At 63.1% G+C, this 22,473-nt stretch carries 19 protein-coding genes and 2 riboswitches; of the genes, 12 read left to right on the forward strand and 7 right to left on the reverse strand.

Annotated elements, in window-relative coordinates; all coding sequences use genetic code 11:
• Positions 1-30: 30 nt before the first annotated feature.
• Positions 31-2,403, reverse strand: coding sequence for a polysaccharide lyase 8 family protein (locus tag AB0O97_RS09850; RefSeq protein ID WP_363882081.1), 2,373 nt, complete (start codon positions 2,401-2,403; stop codon positions 31-33).
• 281 nt (positions 2,404-2,684) lie between these two features.
• On the opposite strand from AB0O97_RS09850, the gene AB0O97_RS09855 reads away from it, so the two are divergent.
• Entirely contained in the window at positions 2,685-5,861 is a 3,177-nt protein-coding gene (locus AB0O97_RS09855; protein WP_363882083.1) for a chondroitinase family polysaccharide lyase, read from the forward strand.
• A gap of 55 nt (positions 5,862-5,916) precedes the next feature.
• On the opposite strand, the gene AB0O97_RS09860 is transcribed toward AB0O97_RS09855, so the two are convergent.
• Positions 5,917-7,506 carry a sulfatase-like hydrolase/transferase gene (locus tag AB0O97_RS09860; protein ID WP_363882085.1) on the reverse strand — a complete coding sequence of 530 codons (1,590 nt, stop codon included), beginning with the start codon at positions 7,504-7,506 and terminating at the stop codon, positions 5,917-5,919.
• A gap of 122 nt (positions 7,507-7,628) precedes the next feature.
• On the opposite strand from AB0O97_RS09860, the gene AB0O97_RS09865 reads away from it, so the two are divergent.
• From AB0O97_RS09865 to AB0O97_RS09890, 6 genes are all read left to right on the forward strand, one after another.
• The gene (locus tag AB0O97_RS09865; RefSeq protein ID WP_363882087.1) at positions 7,629-8,573 is read left to right on the forward strand and encodes a TIM barrel protein; all 945 of its coding nucleotides are present in this window, start codon (positions 7,629-7,631) and stop codon (positions 8,571-8,573) included.
• Positions 8,574-8,633: 60 nt separating this feature from the next.
• Positions 8,634-10,049, forward strand: coding sequence for a sulfatase-like hydrolase/transferase (locus AB0O97_RS09870; RefSeq protein WP_363882089.1), 1,416 nt, complete (start codon positions 8,634-8,636; stop codon positions 10,047-10,049).
• 481 nt (positions 10,050-10,530) lie between these two features.
• Positions 10,531-10,887, forward strand: a complete 357-nt coding sequence (locus AB0O97_RS09875; RefSeq protein WP_363882091.1) for a WHG domain-containing protein — start codon at positions 10,531-10,533, stop codon at positions 10,885-10,887.
• 11 nt (positions 10,888-10,898) lie between these two features.
• The gene (locus tag AB0O97_RS09880) at positions 10,899-11,120 is read left to right on the forward strand and encodes a maleylpyruvate isomerase N-terminal domain-containing protein (protein WP_363882093.1); all 222 of its coding nucleotides are present in this window, start codon (positions 10,899-10,901) and stop codon (positions 11,118-11,120) included.
• A gap of 84 nt (positions 11,121-11,204) precedes the next feature.
• On the forward strand, positions 11,205-11,381 hold the full coding sequence (locus AB0O97_RS09885; protein WP_363882095.1) for a hypothetical protein: 177 nt from the start codon (positions 11,205-11,207) through the stop codon (positions 11,379-11,381).
• A complete protein-coding gene (locus AB0O97_RS09890; RefSeq protein WP_363882097.1) occupies positions 11,382-11,618 on the forward strand; it encodes a hypothetical protein in 237 nt (78 codons plus the stop codon).
• Positions 11,619-11,664: 46 nt separating this feature from the next.
• Here the strand turns inward: AB0O97_RS09890 and AB0O97_RS09895 are convergent, their stop codons facing one another.
• The 4 genes from AB0O97_RS09895 to AB0O97_RS09910 all read right to left on the reverse strand — a co-directional run bounded on the left by AB0O97_RS09895 (position 11,665) and on the right by AB0O97_RS09910 (position 16,697).
• Positions 11,665-12,456, reverse strand: a complete 792-nt coding sequence (locus tag AB0O97_RS09895) for a class I SAM-dependent methyltransferase (RefSeq protein WP_363882099.1) — start codon at positions 12,454-12,456, stop codon at positions 11,665-11,667.
• A 248-nt stretch (positions 12,457-12,704) separates the two neighbouring features.
• Positions 12,705-14,450, reverse strand: a complete 1,746-nt coding sequence (locus AB0O97_RS09900) for a DNA repair helicase XPB (RefSeq protein ID WP_363882101.1) — start codon at positions 14,448-14,450, stop codon at positions 12,705-12,707.
• Positions 14,443-16,437 carry a helicase-associated domain-containing protein gene (locus AB0O97_RS09905; RefSeq protein ID WP_363882103.1) on the reverse strand — a complete coding sequence of 665 codons (1,995 nt, stop codon included), beginning with the start codon at positions 16,435-16,437 and terminating at the stop codon, positions 14,443-14,445. The genes AB0O97_RS09900 and AB0O97_RS09905 overlap by 8 nt, the downstream gene beginning before the upstream one ends.
• Before the next feature lie 20 nt (positions 16,438-16,457).
• Positions 16,458-16,697, reverse strand: a complete 240-nt coding sequence (locus AB0O97_RS09910; protein WP_363837560.1) for a hypothetical protein — start codon at positions 16,695-16,697, stop codon at positions 16,458-16,460.
• 198 nt (positions 16,698-16,895) lie between these two features.
• On the opposite strand from AB0O97_RS09910, the gene AB0O97_RS09915 reads away from it, so the two are divergent.
• A complete protein-coding gene (locus tag AB0O97_RS09915) occupies positions 16,896-17,276 on the forward strand; it encodes a cold shock domain-containing protein (RefSeq protein WP_363837558.1) in 381 nt (126 codons plus the stop codon).
• Positions 17,277-17,287: 11 nt separating this feature from the next.
• Positions 17,288-17,860 (forward strand): DUF3027 domain-containing protein, encoded by a 573-nt coding sequence (locus AB0O97_RS09920; RefSeq protein ID WP_363882105.1) that lies wholly within the window; start codon positions 17,288-17,290, stop codon positions 17,858-17,860.
• Between the two features lie 143 nt (positions 17,861-18,003).
• On the opposite strand, the gene serC is transcribed toward AB0O97_RS09920, so the two are convergent.
• Positions 18,004-19,131 (reverse strand): phosphoserine transaminase, encoded by a 1,128-nt coding sequence (serC, locus tag AB0O97_RS09925; RefSeq protein ID WP_363882106.1) that lies wholly within the window; start codon positions 19,129-19,131, stop codon positions 18,004-18,006.
• 278 nt (positions 19,132-19,409) lie between these two features.
• Between serC and AB0O97_RS09930 the strand changes: the two genes are divergently transcribed.
• The 3 genes from AB0O97_RS09930 (at position 19,410) to AB0O97_RS09940 (ending at position 22,443) form a co-directional block, all read left to right on the forward strand.
• Positions 19,410-20,105, forward strand: a complete 696-nt coding sequence (locus AB0O97_RS09930; protein WP_363837549.1) for a metal-dependent transcriptional regulator — start codon at positions 19,410-19,412, stop codon at positions 20,103-20,105.
• Between the two features lie 104 nt (positions 20,106-20,209).
• A riboswitch (cyclic di-AMP (ydaO/yuaA leader) is annotated at positions 20,210-20,474 on the forward strand.
• A gap of 4 nt (positions 20,475-20,478) precedes the next feature.
• Entirely contained in the window at positions 20,479-21,288 is an 810-nt protein-coding gene (locus AB0O97_RS09935) for a M23 family metallopeptidase (protein ID WP_363882108.1), read from the forward strand.
• Positions 21,289-21,439: 151 nt separating this feature from the next.
• Positions 21,440-21,641, forward strand: a riboswitch (cyclic di-AMP (ydaO/yuaA leader).
• A gap of 4 nt (positions 21,642-21,645) precedes the next feature.
• Positions 21,646-22,443, forward strand: coding sequence for an NlpC/P60 family protein (locus tag AB0O97_RS09940; RefSeq protein WP_363882110.1), 798 nt, complete (start codon positions 21,646-21,648; stop codon positions 22,441-22,443).
• Positions 22,444-22,473 lie beyond the last annotated feature (30 nt).

A 22,473-nucleotide genomic window follows, 5' to 3' on the forward strand; every position in this document is an offset into this window, starting at 1 on the left:
TTTCGGTTCAGGGTGCTCCGGGAGGGGTGATTAGCGGTGCAGCCCGATTGCCACCGTGGCGCCCATGAGTCCGGCGGTGTGCACCGTGACGACTGTGTTGCCGGCGGCGTCCAGGGACAGTGTGGCCCCGCTGCCGGAGGTGATGCGCCGGTACTTTGTGCCGGCGATGGTCACTGAAACCGACTCGGCAGCCTGTGTCGGGTCGGACACGGCCAGCTGCCCCTGGCCCGGGTTGCCCTCGTAGAGCACGCAGGCGGGGCCAGTGGCGGAGATGGATCCCACCGTCCCGGGCTGCCAGAAAATGGCGGCTTCCTGCTTGACGCCGAAGGAAACCCCTTGGGCCACGGCGTCGTTGCGCAGCACCCGGGGCGCCTTGCGGGCAGCTTTTTCCGTGTCCTTCGGTGTGGCCCCGGGCAGCAGCGCGTATGCGTAGCCGGCCGCGTCCGGGCTGGTTCCGTGGTCAATGAGCAGCGTGGCGTATTCGCGCTGGATGGCCGCGGCCGGGCCGCTGGTGTGGATGTTTTTCCAACTTCCCCCGCGCTGTTCCCGGAGCACCGTCAGCGGTTCCATGCCAAGCATGAGATAGCCGCCGGTCCCTTCCACATGAGCCCACGTCGCATTGCTGTGCACTGCAGGGGTGCCGATGGCCGCGGTGTGGGTTGCGCCGTCGACCGTCATGGTGTGGCCACCGGCGGCACCGAGGTTCCTGTGCTCGACGATGGTTTCCACGGATGCGCCGCTGTCGGTGTGGATGTCCGCACCCAGTGCCACCACCATGTCGGGGGTGTGGAACCAGGACTTGCGGGCACGCATGCCGGTGCCGCCGGGTGCAATCAGGTGCATGCCTACAGCGCCGTTCCGGCCCAGGGTGGCCCCGCCTGTCCACTCGTTCTTGGGGGTGATGGCGCCCCATTGCCCTTCGACGCGGCGCGGCAGGGGCGTGGTGTCCACGGTGGTGCCCGGTAGCTTGGCGAGGTTGGCGGTGGGCCAGAACTCATCGTCAAAGTGGTCGGCCTTGCCCGTGTACAAGTAGGTCATGCCAGAGCCCGTCTGGGCACCGAGGTCATTTTCGCCGTTGCCGCATTCGTACCAGGCAATGCGGTTGCTGCACAGGCCAAGGGCCATGGTCCAGCCGTTGCCGCGGTACACGGAACGGTCCATTCCGGCGAAGAAGCTGTGGCCAGGTGTTTCGGCGATGGGTGCGGTGCCGGAGGCTGCCAGTTCCTTCAACAAGGCGGTGCGAGGGATTGAGGCTCCCGCCATCGGGCTCTCAAAGCTGTTCCGTGAGATCCAGCCCTGGCACAGGCCGCGCCAGCGTGTCGCCGTGGCCGGGTCCGCCGCCCTGGCCAGCAGCAGGATCGCCTCAATCGCCATGTTTCCGTTGTAGTAGCTGCGCTCGTTGGCGCGGGAAATGGCGCGGCCGCGCACGGCATCCATCATCTGGCCGTTGTGCAGGAACGGTGCAAAGGAATCCTCCACAGTCTTGAACAGGATCTTGCGGCTGGGGTCGGCAACGGCGTGTTCCGACTCGCCGAGCAGGGAGAACAGCTTGGCCAGGCCCGAGAGCAGCACGAGCCCGTATGTTCCCGTGTAGGCGATGGTGGAGTGCTGGACGAACGAGCCGTCGGAGAAGAAGCCGTTACCGCTGGTGACGTACTGCCACACGGGGCTCAGGGCATTGATGGCTGCAGCAAGCCGGACGGGATCATTGCCAATTATTGACCGGATGATGATGCCCTGGCAGATGTCCACCCGGTTCGCACCCTCGGAGAGGATCGGGCCGCGCTCAGCGGGGAACTGCATGGTGGGGTCCGGGATGAAATGGTCGACGGCGGCCATGTACCGTCCGCGCAGCTCCGCCGGCACATGGCTGCCGAGGATGGCCAGGGTTTCGCCCAGCGGCCGGGGAACCCCAATTTCCCAGTTCCACCAGTTGCCGAACTCCTTCTGGTCCTTGTTGTAAATGAGGCGGCTGCCGTCATCCAAGGCAGCCAGCATGTGGGCCAGCAAGGTGGCACTGCCTTCATGGATGGAGCCGGGCGTGGTCCACGCCGCGGCCATTTGGGCCAGCCGCTTGTAGGTGGTGACCACCTGTACATCGGAGGTGAACGGGGCATCCGCGAACACCTGTGCCCGGTTTCCCTCCGGCAGCAGCCTGGCCGTCGAATTGCTCACGGCGGCGTCGAGCTTGGCCAGGGAGGCTGCGAAGTCCGCGTCCCCTGCCGTAATCAGTTTCCGGCCGGTGACCTGGTCGGCCCAGCGTTCGCGCAAGGCATCAAGGTCCGCGTCCGTGGCGGTCTCCGCAGCCTGGGCCAGCGGGGCAAAGCCGGCCGAGAGCAGCCCGGCGAATGTCAGTGCACCGGCGCCCTTGAGGATGTGCCGGCGAGTCAGTCCATGCATCATTGCATAATTCCCTTGCTTCACGGGTTCCGGCACTTGGCGCCGGGACCCTGCGGTACCAAGCAGTCAAGGGTGATCGAGGGGTAGGAATAAAGGACTACTTTGCTTTATGACTTTTTGGACAGGCATATAGTCCGCAGGAGCCACAGAATGCTGGGAATTTCGATGCGGCCAAGGTCATTGTTCGTGTGGCAGTGAAGTCCTTCTTGATTCGTTGCTCTAGAGGCATATGTACTGTGGGTCACATTTGTTTTTCCGCAGTGTTCCTCAGGAGGACGATCCTAATGCCCGGTCCAATCACGAATATCAGCCGTCGCGGCCTGCTTGTTGTTGCAGCCGCCGGTGCGGCCACAGTGGCCGCTGTGCCGTTGTCTCCAGCCAGCGCCGATACCCCTACGGCGGTCCAAACCCCTCTAGTCGCAGCCGTGCCACCAGCAACGCTGGCCGAGCTGGAAGCCACTGCGATGGCACTTAGGCCACCGGTGTTCCTGTTGGAAACCGTAGTTCCGGCACAGTTCAGCACCTCCGACAAATCACTGTTGAGCATTGTCTCCGAGGTACACCACACCGGCAATTCCAGCCTGCGCTGGGACTATGAGTCCCACTCCATACTCACTGTGCAGGCACCCTTGGGAATTGTCGCTCCCTCGGCTGCCTCGGGAGGTAACGGCGTTGATATTGGTTTGGACGTCAACACGCTGGCCTTCTGGGTGTACCAGTCGACGGCGTCATCCGGGAAGCTGCGCATTGAGGCCGGACGCGGTCAGCGAACGGATGCATGGTGTGAGATGAACCTGAATTTCACCGGGTGGCGGACTGCGTGGATCCGGTACCAGGACATGGAGGGGGAGGCCAAGGCAGACATGGACACGCTGCGTTTCATTGCCCCAGCCGATGCCGGCACCGTCCATCTCGACGAGTTGATCGTCAACCGGCCGCTGCGCTCGAACTTCCCGAGCCCTGACCGGCAGGCGCCGTTCGTCAACCCCGAGATCCACGCGAATGCGAACCAGCACTGGCAGGACCTGCTCTGGTTCTCCCAGCTGGCCGGGGAACCACTGCCAACCCCGGCTCCCACTGCCGGGCAACTGGCAGACCTCGACGCTGTCAAGGAAGCCTACTATCAGACGGTCCGCAAACAAGTGAAAGTCACGGCGGCTTCTGTCGATGCCATGGTGGCGAAGATCGACGAGCTGGGTGTGCCTCAGGCAGGTGTCCTTGGTGGCGGACGTGCAATCAACGGGTATCAGGTCGCCATCTACCCGCCGGTCATTGCCGCTGACCTCAAGCGACTCGCTCCGACCATTGGGTTGAAGGCCTTCACCAACCACATGTTTGAGGTGGCCTCGGCCTACGACTCGACGAAGGATTCGGAGCTGAGGGGCAGGCTGGCGGATCTGTATATCCGGTTGCTCGACTACTTCGATGATCAAGGATGGAGTGAAGGCAGCGTCCAAGGGACCATTCACCACCTCGGCTACCAGAACCGGGGGTTCTACGACTCGGTGTGGCTGATGCGGGAGCTGCTGGCCTCACGTGACAGGCTCGAGAATGTTCGCGGAACCCTGCACTGGATGGTGGGTATGGGCAGGCTCCGGATGGGGACCGGGCATGCCGATGTTTTCTACAACGGTATTTTCGACATCCTCAACACCACGCTGCTGGGCTTGCTGGGTGGTGCCTTAATGGCCGACGGTGAATCAGCCCAGGTGGCGCATCTGGGGTTGTTGCAGCAGTGGCTCAACCGCGCCATCAGTCCTTCGGCGGGGACCCAAACCGGCTTTAAGCCCGATTCCGCAACCTTTCACCACATGGGCCACTATCCGGCATACGCCCGAGATGGGCTCAGTAATGGGGCGCCGGCGTTGGCTGTGCTCTCGGGTACCAGCTTTGCGATCTCCCCGGAATCGCACGAGCGCTGGAACCAGGCCCTGCTGGCGATGCGCTTCTATTCCAACAAGAACAACTTTCCGATCAGTCTGTCCAACAGGCATCCCAAGGGTAGCGAATCGCTAAGTCTGGAGGGCTACCGGGTGATGACATTGGCCGGTAGTCCGGATGGCAAGCAGGCGCTAGACCCGGTTATGGGTGCGGCGTTCCTGCGGCTGCTGCCGGTAAAGCCTTCTTCGGCGCAACGTGAATTGGCGGAGCAGCTGGCGGGTGCAGGTGTGGTCGCGGAACCGGCCCCGAGTGGGTGCCAGGTGATGAACCATGCCGCGCTGGTTTCACAGCGGCGGGATGGCTGGCTGGTCTCCGTGCGAGGGCACAACCGACACCTGTGGTCCACGGAGATCTATGGTGGTTCCAACGAGTACGGTCGCTACCTCACCTATGGCCAGGTGCAGGTGCTCAGTGGTGGGGACCCGGTGAGTAATGCCGGCTCGGGCTTTGTCCAGCCCGGCTGGAATTGGAACAGGTTCCCAGGGACCACCGCGATCCAGCTGCCCTTTGAGCAGTTGGCAGCTGACATCCACCCCTTGGGTGAGGAGATGCTGCTGACCGACCAACGTTTGGGCGGTGGCGGCGTGATTGGTGGCAAGAATGGCGCGTTCCTGATGAGCCTGCATGAAAGTGCTGTTTATGACGGTACGTTTTATGCCCGCAAGTCAGTGTTCCTTTTCGATAACAGGGTGGTGGCTCTGGGTAGCGGGATCGAGAACCGTGACCGCACCAACAGCACACAAACAACGCTATTCCAATGCCACCTTGCCGATACGTCCGTGCCGACGCAGGATTCGCGGCAAGGCGCGATCACTGCACTTCCCTACAGCTTTGCCGGACAGCTGCATGATCCGGCGTGGCTCCTTGACCCCCAAAATGTGGGCTACTACGTGCCTAGGGGCCAGCGCTTGGAGGTGTCCCGGTCAGTGCAAACAGCCCCGGATCAGAGCGGCAAGACTGAGGGGACGCTGCCATATGCGAGCGCCGTTCTTGATCACGGGACCAAACCGAAGCGCGGGAAATACGAGTACGCCATGGTGGTGGGAGCTACGGCGGAATCCATGACGTCCTTCGCCGACGAGATGAACCGGCCGGACAAGGCGCCCTACAAGGTGCTCCGGCACGACGACACGGCCCATGTGGTGCAGGACCGGGCCACCGGTATCACTGCGCACGCCGTGTTCGAAGCCACCAAGAAGCTCAGCGACGGTGTGGTGAAGGCAGTTGACACCCCCTCAGTGGTGTTAATCCAGCCAGATGGTGAGGAGCTGGTCCTCTCGGTGACCGACCCCGACCTGCGCTTCTACAATGGCAAGGCCAAGTCCGAACCGCTGCTATCCCCGTATGCGGCGCCGTGGCGTCAACTGCCCAGCCAAGCAAGCCTGATCACAGTGGAAATGGAAGGACGGTGGGCCTCCACCACGCCGGGAGCCTCAGTGCTTGCCGGGCGCCGAACCACAAAGATCCTGGTGTCCTGCGCGGACGGCCTGACGAATGAATTGCGGCTGACGCGGCTCTAGAACGGCGACGGAGCAGGAGCTGCGGCGCCGGCCTCCGGGCGCCCGGTTGCCCCGCCTACGCACCGTCCCAGTTCGGCCCCGTAAACGCTCCCAGCGGGTCGGGGCTGCTGCCGGTTTCCCCCGACGGCCCGGGCCCGGCCGCATACAGCGGCCGGTGCTGCCCGGCCCCCGCAACAGGGAGCGCGGCACCGTCAAATTCCGGCCCGCCGTGTTGCGCGAACCAGCCGGCCAGCTGCGCACGGAGACCCGGCAACGCGGGGTGCGGGGCGGCGTCGTGCATCAAATTCATGCGCTCACCGGGATCCGCCGCCAGGTCGTAGAGTTCGTGCGGGCCGTGCGGGTGCCGGTGGACGTATTTGAGCTCCTGCGTGCGGATCATGCGGACGGGCCCGTATTCGTCATAAACCACGACGGCGCCTCCCGCCCTTTCCTGTGCAGCCCCGCCGTCAGCTGTGGTGGCGTCCGGGCGCAGCAGCGGGGCAAAGGAGGTTCCGGGGCCGGTCTCGAACGGGGCGGGGTCCAGGCCGGTGAGGTCCAGGATGGTGGCGGCGATGTCGTAGGCGGAGAGCAGCTCGTGGCGGACCTGGCCGCCGGTGATTCGCCCTGGCCAGTGGAAGATGGCGGGGACCTTGACGGAGGAGTCATACATGTTCTGCGGGAACGTGCCGTTGCCCTTGCCCCACACGCCGTGGTGGCCGGCGTTGAAGCCGTTGTCGCTGCTGAAGATGACCAGCGTGTTCTCCCGCAGGCCCAGGCGTTCAAGTTGCTCCATGATGCGCCCGATCGCGGCATCCATGGCGCTGACAGCCGCAAAGTAGCCCACCAGTGCTGCCCGTACGTCCGGCTCGCCGCCAATCGCGACCCCGTCAACGGTTGGCTGCCAGGGGTGCGGCTCCTCCTGTGGGCAGCTCTCAAAGGCGCAGTCTGCGTAAAGGTCCTCGAATTCCTTGGGGTGCTGGCCCTTCCAGGGCTTGTGCGGAGCGGTGTAGTTGACGGCCAGAAAGAACGGCTCCGGCGCCGTCGCAGCGCCAGTCGCCGAGCCGATCCCGGTTGCCTGTGACACCGAGACCTGCCGAGCCGACTCCCTGTCCAGGAAGGCGTGGGCATCTTCGGTGATGGCGTCGGTCAGGTAGGTGGTGGTTTCCTCGCGCTCGCCGTTGCGGTACATGGTGGCCCCCGTGTACGGGCTGCCGCCGCCTTCGAGCCCGTACCAGTGCACGAAGCCCTTGCGCGGGGCGTCGTTGGCGCCCATGTGCCACTTTCCGGAAAGCCCCATCCGGTAGCCGTTGTCCGCCAGCACGTCCGTGAAAATCTGCTGCCCGGCCAGGTAGTCCGGGGCCCCGGCTCCCACCTCAACGCCTGTCAGGTAGTCGTGGACGCCGTGGCGTGAGGGGATTTGCCCCGTCATCAGGCTGGCCCGGGCGGGGGAGCAGACGGGGGAGACGCAGAAGAAATTTTCCAGCCGTGTTCCTTCGGCCGCCAGCCCGTCCAGCACGGGGGTGTGGATGTCGTCGTTGCCGGCGCAGCCCAGCGCCCACGGACCCTGGTCATCGCTGAGGATGAACACAATGTTGGGCAGGCTTGGCTGATGTGCTCTGGCACCTGCGGTTTTTGTGGTGGGGGTGTTGTGGGCAGGGCCGGTCATTGCTTCTCCTTGGATGTGGGGTAACCACCACAGATACCAGTGTTCCACCAGAGGAATCAAGGAGTGCTTTTCGGTGGCCAAACATTGTTGGAAAGCGTATTCCGCACTAGTCTTGGAGGACATTGACGATTGCTGCAGAGAGGGCCACCATGCCTTTGGCGTTTTCCACATTGGGGTGTCCGGGGGACTCTCTGGCCCAGGTCATTGACACCGCCCGCGCCACCGGGGCGACCGGCATCGAGATAAGGGCGGCCGAGGGCCAGTTTGTGTTCCCCGGCATGACTGCGGCGGAACGTGCGGGCGTCGCCCGGGAGCTGGCCGGCGCCGGCCTCACCGTCCTGGCCCTGGCCAGCTATGTTCAGGTGTGTGCCCCGCTTGAGCAGGACAGGCACGACGGCGGATCCCGCGGCCCGGGTGCCGCTGCCCAAGGAGGCCCCGGCGCAAACGATCCGGTGCTCGCGGACTTGCTGGCCGCCGTCGACCTTGCCGCTGACTTGTCGGCAGGGAATGCCGGTACCGGGGCGCAGGTGCGTGTGTTTCCCGGGGCGGGGCTGAAGCCGTGCGGGCCGGGGGAGGAGCCGTCGGCGGAACTGCTGGCGGCGGACCTTTTGGGCGCGCGCCGGCTCAATGCCGCGGCGCAGCGGGCCAGGCAGCGGGGGGTCACCATGCTGCTGGAAACGCACGATTCACACCCGCGTGCCGCCGACATTGTGCGCATTCTGGCCCATGTTGAGCAGGATGCGCCGGTCAAGGTGATTTGGGACTTGATGCATCCGTGGCGTCATGACGAGACGCCCGCGCGCACGGCCGAGCTGCTAGCGGACTCGCTGGCCTATGCCCAGTACAAGGACGGCGTGCGGAATCCGGGCACCAACACCGTGACACTCACACTGCCCGGCGACGGCGAGCTGCCGCTGCTGGACATGAGGCAGCTGGTGGCTGGGATTTCCGCGGCGCACGGCATCGCCGACCCGTGGGTCTCACTGGAATGGGAACGCGCCTGGCATCCGCAGCTGCCGCCCGTTGCCGAAGCACTGGAATCGCTCAAGCAGGTCTTGGGCGCTTGAACGCCCGGGCGCTTAAAACCGCATCCCCATGTACGTCCCCCGTTTTGTATAGGAGCAGTCATGCCCACCGCCGCAACGAAGCGCAAGCCCAACAGCCCGAACATCATGGTCATCATTTCCGACGACCACGGCTATGCTGACCGTTCCATCCTGGGTGTCCAGGACGATGTTGACACACCCGCACTGGACCGGCTGGCCCGGGAGGGGGCGTCGTATTCCAACGCGTACGTGACGGCGCCGATTTGTTCGCCGTCCCGGGCGGGACTGGCGGCTGGCAGCTACCAGCAGCGGTGGGGTGCACGCTGGTTCACCGACTCGGAAATCTGTCCGGAGAAGGTTCCTACCATCGCCGAGCTGATCCGCAACGAGGGCTACACCACCGGCTACTTCGGCAAGGTCCACTACGGCACCGAACACCACGGGGACCGAGGCACTCCGCCGCAGCACGGCTACGACGAGTCCTTCTACGGGCTGGCGGGGGAGTCCATGGGCCGGCTCAACTACCTCCACCACTCTGAAGAGTCGGTGGAAGAGTATGGCGAGGCGGCAGTCCCCATGGCCGTTCAGCCGCTGTGGAACGGGGAAGAGCCGCAGGCACTGGAGGGCTTCCTGACCGACGCCATTGGCGAGCGGACCCGGGCCTTCGTGGCCGAGCACGCGGACAAGCCCTTCCTTGCCACGGTGGCGTTCAACGCCGTCCACAACTTTTGCTGGCAGCTTCCCGCCGAGGAGCTCGCCAAGCGCGGCCTCCCCTCCTACGAGGACTGGAACCCGGGCGCCGGCGAATACCTTGACTGGTATGACGGCGCCATCAGCCCACACCTGGAAAACGGCCGGGCCTACTACCTGGCACAGCTGGAGCTCATGGACGCGCAGATCGGACTCATCCTGGACCAACTCGACGCGCTTGGCCTGGCCAAAGACACCATCGTGGTCTATCTGACGGACAACGGCGGTTCCACTTGCAACTACGGGGTCAACCTGCCCCTGCGTGGCACCAAGTACACGCTCTGGGAGGGCGGCGTGCGCGTGCCGTTCCTGCTGCGTTGGCCGGACCGGGTGCCCGCCGGCGTCGTCCGCGAGGGACTCACGAGTTCCATGGACATCCTCCCGACGGCCTTGGCTGCCGCCGGTGCCAACCCTGCCGCCTACGCCCACAGCGACGGCCGGGACCTGCTCGCCACCGACGGACACGAGGCCCTGCACTGGGATTGCGGCTGGCAGTGGTCGGTGCGCCGCGGCGACTGGAAGTTGCACTGGGTGGAACCCGGCTCGCCCGTGGCGGAGGCCATTCGCGACGTGGAGCATGCCGAGCCCGGCAGCGGCTACTTCCTGTCCAACCTGGCGCAGGATCCTGCCGAGACCACCAACCTGTACGACGCCGAGGCAACAGTTGCCGCCGAGCTCGCCGCCCTGCATGCGGCCTGGGTGGCGGACGTGGGGAGTGCCGGTGTCGAATCTGCAAGCGTTTCCTAATAACCCCCGCCATGGACCCTGATCCACTGCCAAGTAACACGTCTGGAATCCGCTGCTAAGGTCGCCCAAAGCCTGTCGCAAAAACGGTCGGTCGAAGGAATGTACTTGTCAATGGACTCTCTCGCATCGGCGCCGTTGTGGGGACTCCGGTGCTGGCTGGCGGCATGATGGACCAGACCAGACCAGACCAGACCTGACCTGACCAAGCACAAGATCCATCGATCGACACCTCCACCACCACCGACTGCCCCCGCGGCTACACGCCGGGCCCAGCGGTCTCGGGCAACCCGCCGTCCGGTGGTGCTGTCAGTATTATCTTGGGCGCCTGATCCCCTATGCATCCGGTGGAGCGGCTGACCCGGAACCGTCCAACTCTCGCCGCCGCCGTCGAGCTGATGGCTCGCGGCGGAGTGGCAGGCATGTCGCTCTCCGCCGTGGCCCGCGCCGTGGGCAGGACTACCCCCGAGTCCACGATGATCCCGTGGCTGCACTCTCTGCCGGGGCCCGCGCCTATGTGGACTGGTCGCTGCGGAATCCCGTCAGTGCCCAGTTGCTGCACTGGCGGCCAGTGCCGGGCTTCGAACCCTCGGCGCAGGCCTTCGCGCCAAGCATCGCCATAATTGCCTCATTGCGAGCCCTACTGGTGCTCGCCGTCGAGCGGGGCCGGCTCATCCCGGAAGCCGCCACCGAGGAGGCCGTGCTGCTGTTCACCTCGGTGGTTGCCGGCGTCGTCTCTCAACAATTAGCCAATGAGCCCCAGGCCGGACCCGAGGATGGCCGGTACGCCCGGCTGCTGGACCCCGCGCTGGCCATGTGGCTGGCCCACTACACTCCCTGAGGGAGACCGCCATGAATTCCACCGTCAATGCCGCCACCGTTTCCAGCTCAACTAAGGCCGATGCGGGCGCCACCTACCCAACCGTCATGCGAGCTGTGGGTGATGCCCTCGAGGCGCTCACTCCCGAACAATGGCAGCTGGATACTGAATGCACGGGGTGGACGGTTCGAGATGTGGCAGCGCATTTGTTGGGTGCCCAAGAAGATCTGCTCAGCGTGCCCACTGTTCTCTGACGCCGGGAACACGGACGACGCCGGCACCCTCACCTTTCGCTCCTGGACGCCGCCAACCAAGTGCAAATTGAGGACCACGCAGGCTTGTCTTCTGCGGAGCTGTGCCAGCAGTACCGGGCCAACATTGCCAGGGTGGCCAAGCGGGTAGGTAGTTTTCCCGCATTTCTGGCCGGGATTCCCGTGGACGCCACCATGGGACCCGGAAATGTGCCGCTGCGTTTGGGCTACCTCTTCAATGTGAGCTATCTGCGCGACGCCTAGATGCATGGCTTCGATCTGGCGAGGGCTACCGGGGTGCAGCGCTTCGCCACTGACATGGATGCCGTGGTGATGGCCCAAATTGTGCGGGACGCAGCCACAGCGTGGGGTGAGGGACCCGCCGTCGAACTTGAACTGTGTCGCAGCCTGTCCGGGCGGATTCCGACCATGGGCATCAGCACAGTTTCGGGGAATCCGCAGCTTGCGCACACGCTGGGCGGGCTGCGAGTTCTGTTCTAACGGGGCTGGCGTAAGAGGGGGCCGTTCTATCGGACTAGGAGGATTTTCAGGCGAGGTGGGAGTAAATCTCCACCGGAGCAAGAAGCCCAGATTTGAAAGCTGTGAGGAGGTTGGACATGGCTCCGGCCTCGACGCCAACGGGGCCTCCGGAGGCTAGCGCCTTCTCCAAGAATGCAATTCCTTCTGCCAGCGCTTTGGCTTCCTGGTCAACGTCAAAACCGGCTTGGGCCAGCGCGTCGCTGTAGGCCAGGGGCGGTTGCACAAAGGAGGTCTCCGGTGTGAGCGCCCAGGGCAGGGGATAGGGTTCGATGTCGCCGCCGAGGAGCATGATGTCGTACACGGCAAAAATGCCGCCGGGGCGAAGGACACGGGCGGCCTCGGCGAAGACCTTGTCCTTGTCTTGGATGTTCATGCCCACATGGATCATGAGTGCGATGTCGAAAGAGTCCGCGTCAAAGGGTAAGGACAAAATACTGCCTTGGCTGAACGCAACCTGCCCGGATAGTCCGGTGCGCTTGGTGAGTGAGCGGGCGGCGTCCACGAATCCTGGTGTCAGGTCCACGCCGTGGACCGTGGCGCCGAAGTCGTGCGCCACATGGCGGGCTACCCCGCCCGTGCCTGAGCCCAGATCCACCACATGGCTGCCAGCGTTGATGCCGGCGCGGTGGGCAACGCGGGTTGTGGCCGCCGCGCCGCCGATATGGAGTTGGTCCGCGCCCTGTAGATCAGCCGGGGCGAAACTCTCCGGGTTCCCGCCGGCAGCCTTGATGATTCCCAATAATTGGTCTTCTACGTTGCTGCGTCCGTAGTGGGCGGCAACTGACTCCTCGGTGTTCATGGCGTCTCCAAACGGTCCACGCGAACTGCGGAGAATCCCGCATTTTTTGATCCTACTCCTGCGCGGGTGCTACGGAGAGGGGTCTGCGCGGGCGGAGTTGGGCGGGAGCGAATGCGCTCTTGGTTGCCGGGCATATTTATTGGATCCCAGTGAGATCGCGTCGCCGGAAAAGCCGACATTGCCGCGATAGCGTTGCCGGAAAAGCCGACATTGCCGCGATAGCGTCGGACGGTCAGTCGGTCAGTCGGTCAGTCGAGAGGCCCGGCGATGTCCGCAGCGTCCACAATTCTGTAGGCGTAGCCCTGTTCGGCGAGGAAGCGCTGGCGCTTGGCGGCAAAGTCGGAGTCCACGGTATCGCGGGCAACGACGGTGTAAAAACGAGCCGTCCGGCCGTCGGCCTTGGGACGCATGAGCCGACCCAATCGCTGCGCCTCTTCCTGCCGGGAACCGAAAGCCCCGGAGACTTGAATGGCCACGGAAGCCTCCGGCAGGTCCAGCGAAAAGTTCGCCACCTTGGAGACCACCAGCACGGAAATCTGGCCCTGCCGGAACTCCTCGAATAGACGTTGGCGTTCCTTGACGCTCGTGCTGCCGGTGATCAGCGGAGCCCGCAGTGCCGCAGCCAATTCATCCAACTGATCCAGATACTGCCCAATCACCAGAATCTGTTCATCCGGATGGGACACCACAAGGGCTTGCACAACCACAGACTTGGCAGGGGAGGTGGCGCACATTCGGTACCTCCCGCCGTCGTCCGCAGTCGCGTAGGCGAGCCGCTCGGCACGGCTCAGATCCACACGAACCTCAACGCAATCGGCTGGCGCAATATGGCCCTGAGCCTCAATATCTTTCCACGGAGCGTCATAGCGTTTGGGGCCGATCAGGGCGAAAACCTCGCCTTCGCGGCCGTCCTCGCGCACCAAGGTGGCGGTCAGTCCCAGCCGCCGACGGGCCTGAAGGTCCGCGGTCATCCGGAAAATAGGGGCCGGCAGCAGGTGTACCTCATCGTAAATGAGCAGGCCCCAATCGTGATCGTTAAGCAGATCCAGGTGCGTGTACATGCCGTTGCGGCGCGTGGTGAGCACCTGATAGGTGGCAATTGTGACCGGACGCAATTCCTTGACAGCCCCGGAGTATTCGCCGATTTCGTGCTCGGACAGGGTGGTGCGCTTGAGAAGTTCGGCCTTCCACTGCCGCGCGGAAAGTGTGTTGGTGACCAGAATCAGGACGGTGGTCCCCGAGGCGGCCATGGCGGCAGCACCCACAATCGTCTTGCCCGCACCACACGGTAGAACCACGACGCCCGAACCGCCAGCCCAAAAATTCTCCACAGCCTGGCGCTGGTACGGCCGCAACGTCCACGGGGTTTTGGGTTTGGCGGTGTCACCGGCGGCTGCGTCACTGGCGGACACAGCATCGGCGGTCTCGGCGGGCAGCTCAGCGTTGGTAGCGCTATCGCCGTCATCCGTCAGCGCAATCAGGTGCGCGGTGCCATCGACGTATCCAGCCAGATCCTCCGCGGGCCAGCCCGCCTGCAACAGCAAGGCCTTGAGCTCACCTCGCGCCGAACCATGGACCACCGCCGTCAGCGGATCAATGCGGGCGCCGAGCAACGCCGCCACCTTCTTGCCGTGCGCCACTTCCGTCAGAATCAACTCGTCATCGCTGCGCAGTACCAAACCGTGAGTGGGGTCATTCTCCAACCGGAGCCGGCCATACCGCGCCATGATCTCCACAATGTCCAGCAGCAACGGATGCGGCACGGGGTAGCGGGAATAACGCAGCAGTGTATCGACCACATGTTCGGCGTCGTGCCCTGCCGCCCGCGCATTCCACAGCCCCAACGGTGTAATCCGGTAGCTGTGCATGTGCTCGGGCGCGCGTTCCAAATCAGCGAACGACGCAATGGCATGCCGGGCATCCTCGGCCTCCGCATGCGCCACTTCCAGGAGGATGGTCTTATCGCTCTGAACGATCAACGGTCCGTCAGCCATGACGCTCCTTGCTGGTGGTAGATGTGCTGGTGGCAGGTGTATTTGCGTGGTCCGGGTCTGCGATCTGAGGTTCTGTGAGCTGAGGTTCTTTGAGTTGGGGTTCAGCGTCCTGCCGTGCCGGGGCCGCCGAGATGATCCGGTGAATGCTGAGCCGCCGCTCTCGATTTGCGCCCGACAGTCTCGCTCGCAGCGTCCCCGCCTCCAACGACACCGGCCGCAGCAGCAGTTCCTCAATCTCCCCGGTGCCGTCCACAACCCGTACCCTGAGGAGATCGCCGAGCCCCAGCGCCCGCCGTAGTTCTTCCATGACCAGTGCTGGCCCGGATTCGCCCACCCCATCGTTCGCCCAGACAGGCTGACTGCGCAGACGCTCTAACTGTGCCAGCGCTAAGGCCTCTGGGTCTTCATGGACGACGCCGTAGCCCGGCTGAATTTGTTTCGCCACCTGTCGCCGGGCTGCTGCCGGGGACGGTGGGGTTGATGAGCTTGGGTCATGATTGCTGCGGAAGACCTCGGCAATGAGGAACGCCAAAGATTGTGGCACAGCTGTGCTTGAATGCTGTTGGAGGAAATCGAGCACAGCGGTACGGCTCAGGCCAGAGGCTGCGGCGAACTCCAGCGATTGCTGGCTGAATCTGAAGATTCCGGCAGCACCGCGACCCTCGGGGAGTGCCATGAGCTTGAGTTTCGAGGTGATGCCCGGGACCAGAAAACCCGGTGCGATGGCCGTGAGATCACCCTGCAGCACGAAGTGGTCCACGGGAGCGGGCAGCAAGGCATGCATGGCGGCGATCGCCAGAGCTGCTTCAGCCAGAGCGGCATCGTCAGCCAACGCAGCCTCACCGCTGGCGGCTGCCCGGCCCGGGGCACTGAGGGCGCCAGCGCCTGTGATTCCGAGCCATTCCAGTTCGCACAAAAGATCCGGAAGTTCGTGGCTCAGGGCTGCAGTCTGCCGCGGATGGTGCCAGCTCAAGGCATCGAGGACCGAGTGCACGTCAGGCGCTGGTGAGCTTGATGCCGCAGAGCCAGCCGTAAGAGCGGCCATAACTGTTACTAGCTGACGGCGCCATTGCCGCGCCTGCCGGGGAGGATCGTAGGGTTCCAGCGCATTGAGAAGCGCTGAGGGTGGCCGGGCGTTGTCCAGCCATGAGCGAACGAGGACAAACCACTGCTCGGCTCTCTCCAACGAGCTCCACTTCGCGGCAGGGCCGTGCAGGGTATCAGCGCGCCAGCAGCGACCAGAGCCGTCAAAGGATAAGAGGTCGGCGGCTGCGGCTAGTTCTAGATAGAAGCCCACGGTTGGTGCGTCGAGCCCCAAGGCTTTCGAGAGCTCACGCAGCGTGCGGACACCGAGGGTGCCATCTCGCAAAACGGTCAGTCCAGGGGCCCGCAGCCCGGCGAGGCTGCTGCCGGCGCCGCCGGCCACCTCCAACAATTCGCTCATGGTGCGCACTAACGTCTCGACCGCGCTGCCAACAGCGTTGTCGCGCATTGAGGAGGAAACAGGAGACAGGCGTGGTTGAGGTACCTCGGAAAAACCGGGAAAATCGGGAAAACCGGGGAGAACGGGAAGAGCACTGACGGGAGGCGAGTCCTCGCTGCCCAAGGAAAGTGTCACAGCGGTGAGGGGCTGGAAGAGGTGCGTGCCGGCGTCGTGCCTCAGGGCGGGAAGGCGGGTAGGAACTAGGGCAGGAAGAGCGGCGGGATCCGCCCGGAGAAGGAGGCCGAGCTCGTGGAGTTGACTGAGCTCCGGCAAACCCTCGGAAAGCAAACCGCCAACAGGCAGCTCGGCTAGGACACGCAGCGCCGGGAGGCCGAGCTGATCGAGCGCTGCATTGATGCTGGCCGCGGTGGAGAGCCGGCTAGCGAGATCCGCGAAGGTGGCTACCGGGGGAGTGATCGCGTCGGGACGCCGGGCGAAAAGCCGGAGCAAGTCCGCGTCGCTGCGGACTGCGAGACTGGTGGCAAACTCCTGCAAAGTGCCCAAGGAACGGTGGGGCGGGCGGCTCAGAGTCGGCGGCGGGCGGCCACGGCGTACAAGACGCTGGTGCCCATCATCAGAAATGCTGCGGGGAGGGCGATCATGGCGATCCAGTTGAAGCCGGGCCATGGGGTGCCGCCAACCCATTTGCTGACCAAAACCACGATCAAGGCGATCAGGGCGGCAAGGGCCAGCGCCATGGCGGTGTAATTGAACAGCTGCCAACCGCGGTTGAGGCGTTGTGGGGCGGAAAAATGGGGGCTCATGAACATAACGCTAACAGCGGACAGGTGAGGCACAAAGCCGCACGGGTTTCGCCGACACGGTAACCTAGTACCCAGTAGAACTGCGCAACCTGCTGCTGCAGGCACCGCCCGCCAGATTCCCGGGACCGGGAACGGCGTAGAGCAACCGCACAGGCATGGAAAGCAGTTCGCGACTTTCAACTTATAAGGGGTAAGCAAGTGCCTATCGGCAAAGTGAAGTGGTACGACAACGAAAAGGGCTTCGGCATCATTGCGGCCGACGACGGCCGTGAGGTTTTCCTGCGAGCCAACGCCCTGCCCGCCGACGCCGGCGATATCAAGCCCGGCATGCGCATGGAATTTGGTGTGGCTGACGGACGCAAGGGTGCCCAGGCCATGGCGGCAAAGATTCTTGAGCGCAGCGCCTCCGTGGCCAAGGCTAAGCGCATGCCTGCCCGCGACCTGGCACCGATTGTCCAGGACCTGGTCTCGCTGCTTGAGCACTCGATTGGTTCCCTCAATAACGGCAAATATCCTGACGGTGACGCAAGCAAGATTGCTGCTGCGCTGCGCAAGGTTGCCGACAACTTCGACGCGTAACGGTGCCCATCATGACCGAAATTTCCAGTCCCACAGATGCCCAAGAAGCAACCGTTTCCGCGCCACTTCCCGGCGTTCCGATGTGGCGGGTGGGCAAGCCTGATGCTTTCCTGGCGGCCGACGTGGACACTGCACGGGACGCCGTGGCGAGTATTGCCAGTGACTGGGCCATCGGTAAGCACCTTGGCGCGCGCAGCGAAGGCGTCCGGTGCGTGACCCACTTGTTCGAGTCCCTTCAGCCCGGCTATTCGGGCTGGGTCTGGTTCGCCTCGCTGAGCCGTGTTTCGCGCAGCAAGGAATCCACGGTCAACGAGGTCGGCATGCTGCCCACCGAGGACTCCGTGCTGGCGCCGGCATGGGTACCGTGGGCCGAGCGGGTTCGTCCCGAGGACCAGCAGGACGAGGAGCACGCCGCCGCCGAGGTGGCCTCAACGGAAGCGGACGACGCCGAAGCTGACGCCACCACTGGTGAATCCGGAGACGATGCCGGGGCTACTGATGGCGACGCCGCTAGTTTCGATGACGATGCTGACGACGCTGACGGCGAGCCGGACGAGGCTGACGGCGAAGTCGGGAACAACTAAAACACATCTGGGCTCGGTCCTCACATAAGGGGACAAACTCGGGCAGCCACAAGGTGCTAGAAGGTGCCAGCCACAAGGTTCTAGGCAAAAGATAAGGCCGCTTCCCTGAACGGGTAGCGGCCTTATCTTGTGGTGCTTAGGAATCAGATGTTCTCAATGACGTAGTCGATGCACTTGATCAGTGCGGTGACGTCTTCGGGATCGATCGCCACGAAGGTGGCGATGCGAAGCTGATTGCGGCCCAGCTTGCGGTAAGGCTCGGTGTCCACGATGCCGTTGGCACGCAGCACCTTGGCAACCGCGGCGGCGTCGACCGATTCGTCGAAGTCGATGGTGACGATGACGTTGGAGCGGTCTTCGCGGTTCACGACGTACGGGGCAGCGACAGCCGATTCTTCGGCCCAGGTGTACAAGCGGCCAGCGGAATCAGCCGTGCGTGCCGAGGCGAAGTCAAGGCCACCGTTGTCGTTGAGCCACTGGACCTGGTTGTTCAAGGTAACCAGCGTGGAGAGCGCAGGCGTGTTGTACGTCTGGTTCAACAGGGAGTTGTCAATGGCTGTCTTGAGGTTCAGGAAGTCCGGAACCCAGCGGTCGGAGGCGGCAATGCGTGCTGCACGCTCAAGGGCTGCGGGTGAGAACAAGCCGAGCCACAGGCCGCCGTCGGAGGCGAAGTTCTTCTGGGGTGCGAAGTAGTAGACATCGCTCTCGCTCACATCAACGGCCAGGCCGCCGGCTGCGGAGGTCGCATCGATCAGAACCAGTGCGCCATCGTCGGCGCCTGCAACGCGCTGCACCGGGGCAGCAACGCCGGTGGAGGTTTCGTTCTGGGGCCACGCGTAGACATCGACGCCTGCTTCAGCAATGGACACCGGGCGGGTGCCGGGCTCAGCCTTGATGATGGAGGAAGCAGCCAGGAACGGGGCCTTATCGGTGGCGGCTGCAAACTTTGAGCCGAACTCGCCGAAGGAAAGGTGCTGGGCCTTGTTCTCTACGAGACCAAAGGTTGCTACATCCCAGAACGCGGTGGAGCCGCCAACGCCGAGGATCACTTCATAATCATCGGGTGCGTTGAAAAACTGCTTCAAACCGCTGCGGACATCGCCCACGAGGTTCTTGACCGGTGCCTGACGGTGGGAGGTGCCGAGTAGGGCTGCTCCGGCCTCGGAGAGCGCCGCGACCTGCTCGGGGCGAATCTTGGAGGGACCAGCGCCGAAGCGGCCGTCGACCGGGCGCAGGTTGGCAGGGATGGTGAGGGGCGTGGATTCGCTCACGAGTTGCTCCAAAATTAAGCGATGGAAGTTGTGTTTTGAGCCAAGGGCTGTTGCCAATTCTGCCGTAGAAGTGCGCGCAGAAGAAAATACACGACAAATGCAAGACATCAGTCCCGCAATATGGGGTTTTAATACAACTGCGCCAGTTCAGCTCTTCTTTCAATCTTCATGTGGACCCCTTCTAGTCCTGTCGGGTTTCCCCGCAAGGGCGCAAGCAGGCTAACGTAGAGACGATGCTTACTGCCATAAAACTCGCCCAATAACAGGAGGTCATTGCCGTGGCTGATCTGATCGACACAACTGAGATGTACTTGCGTACCATCCTGGAGTTGGAAGAAGAGAACATTGTCGCCTTGAGGGCGCGTATTGCCGAGCGCCTGCACCACTCGGGTCCTACCGTTTCCCAGACCATTGGACGCATGGAACGCGATGGCCTGGTCATCGTCTCCGGTGATCGGCACTTGGAGCTGACAGCCGAGGGTCGCGACAAGGCAACGAGGGTCATGCGCAAGCACCGCCTTGCGGAGCGTTTGCTCTCAGATGTGATTGGGCTGGACTGGGCCTTTGTGCACGAAGAAGCCTGCCGCTGGGAACATGTCATGAGTGAGCGGGTTGAACAGCGTCTGTTTGACCTGCTGGGACGTCCCAATGAATCTCCGTACGGAAACCCCATCCCGGGTCTGGAAGAGCTGGGAGGTGAGGTAGCTCCCGTTTTTGCTGCGGGCTTGGTCACATTGGTGGAGGCCATGAGTGGCTACACAGTCGGCCAAGAAGTGATCATTCACAGGCTGTCCGAACGGATACAGGTGGACCCTGAACTCCTGCTCCAATTGGATGAGGGTGGATTACGCCCTGGGGCCCGGATTTCCTTGGGACAAGTGGGGGAGTACATCTCCGTGCGGGTGCCAGGAATTGAGGGCGCATTGGAGCTTCCGCCAGAGGTCGCATCGCACGTTTTCGTGTCCTTGGGCTAACGGCGTTTTTTGACACTGCACTATTGATGAATAAGATAACGGAATTATTACGTTTACCGCTTGTACCGTATAGTAAACATATGACGCTGTAACCAAAGCGTTACCGTACTGCGACACCGAACCTTGCCTTCGCAGCACGGACAGTAATCATTTAGGCAAGGGCGGGGGAACCACTTTTGACGGACCATGGGTCCGTCTTGGGGTGAAGCCCACACTCGAAATGCAACACTCGCAACACCTATGACGCAGCTCCAACGCTGACTGCGCCTTGGCTATGCCTGTGTCAAAAGAGCGTGGGCCGGATCAAAAGTTACACTCTCTGATCCGAATCCGACAGCTAACTTCGCAGGTGCTTTATCGAGAGAGGTTTTTAGTGTCAGAGGTCAAAGTGCGGGGACGCCGTCGTGCGTCTTCGTTGGCAACTCATGAGCTGTTGTCAGTACCCGGTAGTCGCCGGGAAGCAATTGCCGCAGAGCGTGCAAGTGCCCCAACAAGTAGTGCAGTAGCCCAGTTGCTGCGTGCCGGAGTCGCCAGCGGCGCCGGCCAAAAAATGGGCGTAGCCATGGCGGCCACGGGTCTAGTCCTGGCTGTCACGCTTCCTTCCACGCAGGTTTCCGAAGACCTTCACCTCGATACTGCAGCAGCTGTTTCCGCGGAAACACTGGTCACAGCAGGCGCGCAGATCCCCATCACCTTCGCCACTCCGGAAATCGGCAGTGCCTTGAACCCTGATGGTCAGCTCAAAGAAACCCTCAAGGTCAACGCCTCCAACGTGACGCCCCAGGCTTCCAAAGGGACCCTCTCGGCACCCCTGCTGACCTTGGTTGAGAGTTCACCCTTTGGTAACCGCATCAGCCCCATCACCGGCCAGATCGATGAGCGTCACACCGGCCAGGACTACGCCGTCGCAAGCGGCACAGAAGTACTTTCCGCCGCTGGTGGAACCGTTACCTTCTCGGGCTGGCATGACTTCGGTGGTGGCAATCGCGTGGTTATCGACCACGGCAACGGCCTCTCAACCTCGTACAACCACATGAGCGCCAATCTGGTGCAGGTTGGCCAGAAGGTTGAACGCGGAGATGTTGTGGGCCTCAGTGGCTCCACAGGCGCCTCTACCGGCCCCCATCTGCATTTCGAGGTCATCATCGACGACGAAGTTGTCGATCCTAAGGGTTGGCTGTAAGTCCTCCACAGGGCCTCCATAGTTACGACTTAGTCACACGACCGTGACCTGAACGTGACATTGAGAAAAAACTGTTGTACCGTCGTAATCGCGCCAACTTCGAATCAAGTCGGCGCCCATGAGTCGATTGCCTAGCTCTGCCACTACTCATGGTCCGTTCGTATCAATCGTCTGGCAGGGGCGGGGGAACCAATAATCGGGATTCGCAGCGGTTTTGCGAAACCCTAGGGGTGAAGCCGCGAAGCGTTCAGTCACTGGCAGGGAAGAAATTCCTTGGGTGGGACAACGTGGAGCGGCCGGGTGACTCCCATCCGAATCCGACAGCTTACCTCGCAGGCTTTGGGAGAGGAATCCTTCTTGGCTTCAAACACTGCCCTCGGGCGCCACCGCGCCGAGGTTGTTAAGACCAGTCCGATCTCCACCCTCACGAAAGCCGTCAGTTTCAATGTCGGCGGGGTTGGTCGTCAGGCTGCTGTCATCGCAGCAGCTTCAGGGCTTGTACTGACTTCCGGTATCGCCGCAAACGCCGCAACTCCCACAGTGGAGCGCGCTTCGGACGGTGCCACAACGCTGAACCTGAACACGGAACTCGCTTCCGCCATCACGGCAGCTTCCACGGTGAAGATTTCCTTCGCTACACCCACCATCACCTCCACCCCGGCTCCTGTCATTGAAGAGCCGGTAGTTGTAGAGGCGCAGTCCAGTGAAGTTGCAGTTGCAGCTCCGGTTGCTGAAGCAGCACCGGCCGCAGCACCGGCCGCAGCGCCGGCCGTAACGGTCTCAACGCCTGAGCCGGCTGCAACCCAGTCTGTAGCCCCGAGTGGCGTTGGCGCGATCATTGCCAGTGCTGCCTTGGGTCAGCTCGGAATTGGCCAGGACTGCACCGCGCTGGTTCGCAACGCTCTGTCTGCCGCTGGGATTTCCTGGGTTGGCTGGCCCGGTGACTACCTGAACAAGGGCCGTCTAGTATCTCAGGGCGAAGCACAGCCCGGCGACTTGATCTACTATGCAGACGGTGGCGTGGGTCTGGCCCACATCGCTGTTTACATTGGCAACGGCCAGGCAGTTCACGGCGGTTACCAGGGAACCACTAAGATCGCAGGAGTTTCTATTTATGGAGCTTCCGCTCCCGTCTTCATTGCTGTGGGTCACTAAGTAATACCAGCTTTTGTGCCCAAAGCCCTG

It is taken from the genome of Specibacter sp. NPDC078692, assembly GCF_040686835.1.
In the GTDB taxonomy this organism is placed as follows: domain Bacteria; phylum Actinomycetota; class Actinomycetes; order Actinomycetales; family Micrococcaceae; genus Specibacter.

Excerpts from the sequence above, each read along its gene's own strand:
- AB0O97_RS09895 (WP_363882099.1), bottom strand. The coding sequence starts at position 12,456 with ATGAACACCGAGGAGTCAGTTGCCGCCCACTACGGACGCAGCAACGTA.
- AB0O97_RS09860 (WP_363882085.1), bottom strand. The coding sequence starts at position 7,506 with ATGACCGGCCCTGCCCACAACACCCCCACCACAAAAACCGCAGGTGCC.
- AB0O97_RS09850 (WP_363882081.1), bottom strand. The coding sequence starts at position 2,403 with ATGATGCATGGACTGACTCGCCGGCACATCCTCAAGGGCGCCGGTGCA.
- AB0O97_RS09855 (WP_363882083.1), top strand. The coding sequence starts at position 2,685 with ATGCCCGGTCCAATCACGAATATCAGCCGTCGCGGCCTGCTTGTTGTT.
- AB0O97_RS09900 (WP_363882101.1), bottom strand. The coding sequence starts at position 14,450 with ATGGCTGACGGACCGTTGATCGTTCAGAGCGATAAGACCATCCTCCTG.
- AB0O97_RS09910 (WP_363837560.1), bottom strand. The coding sequence starts at position 16,697 with ATGAGCCCCCATTTTTCCGCCCCACAACGCCTCAACCGCGGTTGGCAG.
- AB0O97_RS09920 (WP_363882105.1), top strand. The coding sequence starts at position 17,288 with ATGACCGAAATTTCCAGTCCCACAGATGCCCAAGAAGCAACCGTTTCC.
- AB0O97_RS09870 (WP_363882089.1), top strand. The coding sequence starts at position 8,634 with ATGCCCACCGCCGCAACGAAGCGCAAGCCCAACAGCCCGAACATCATG.
- AB0O97_RS09890 (WP_363882097.1), top strand. The coding sequence starts at position 11,382 with ATGCATGGCTTCGATCTGGCGAGGGCTACCGGGGTGCAGCGCTTCGCC.
- AB0O97_RS09880 (WP_363882093.1), top strand. The coding sequence starts at position 10,899 with ATGAATTCCACCGTCAATGCCGCCACCGTTTCCAGCTCAACTAAGGCC.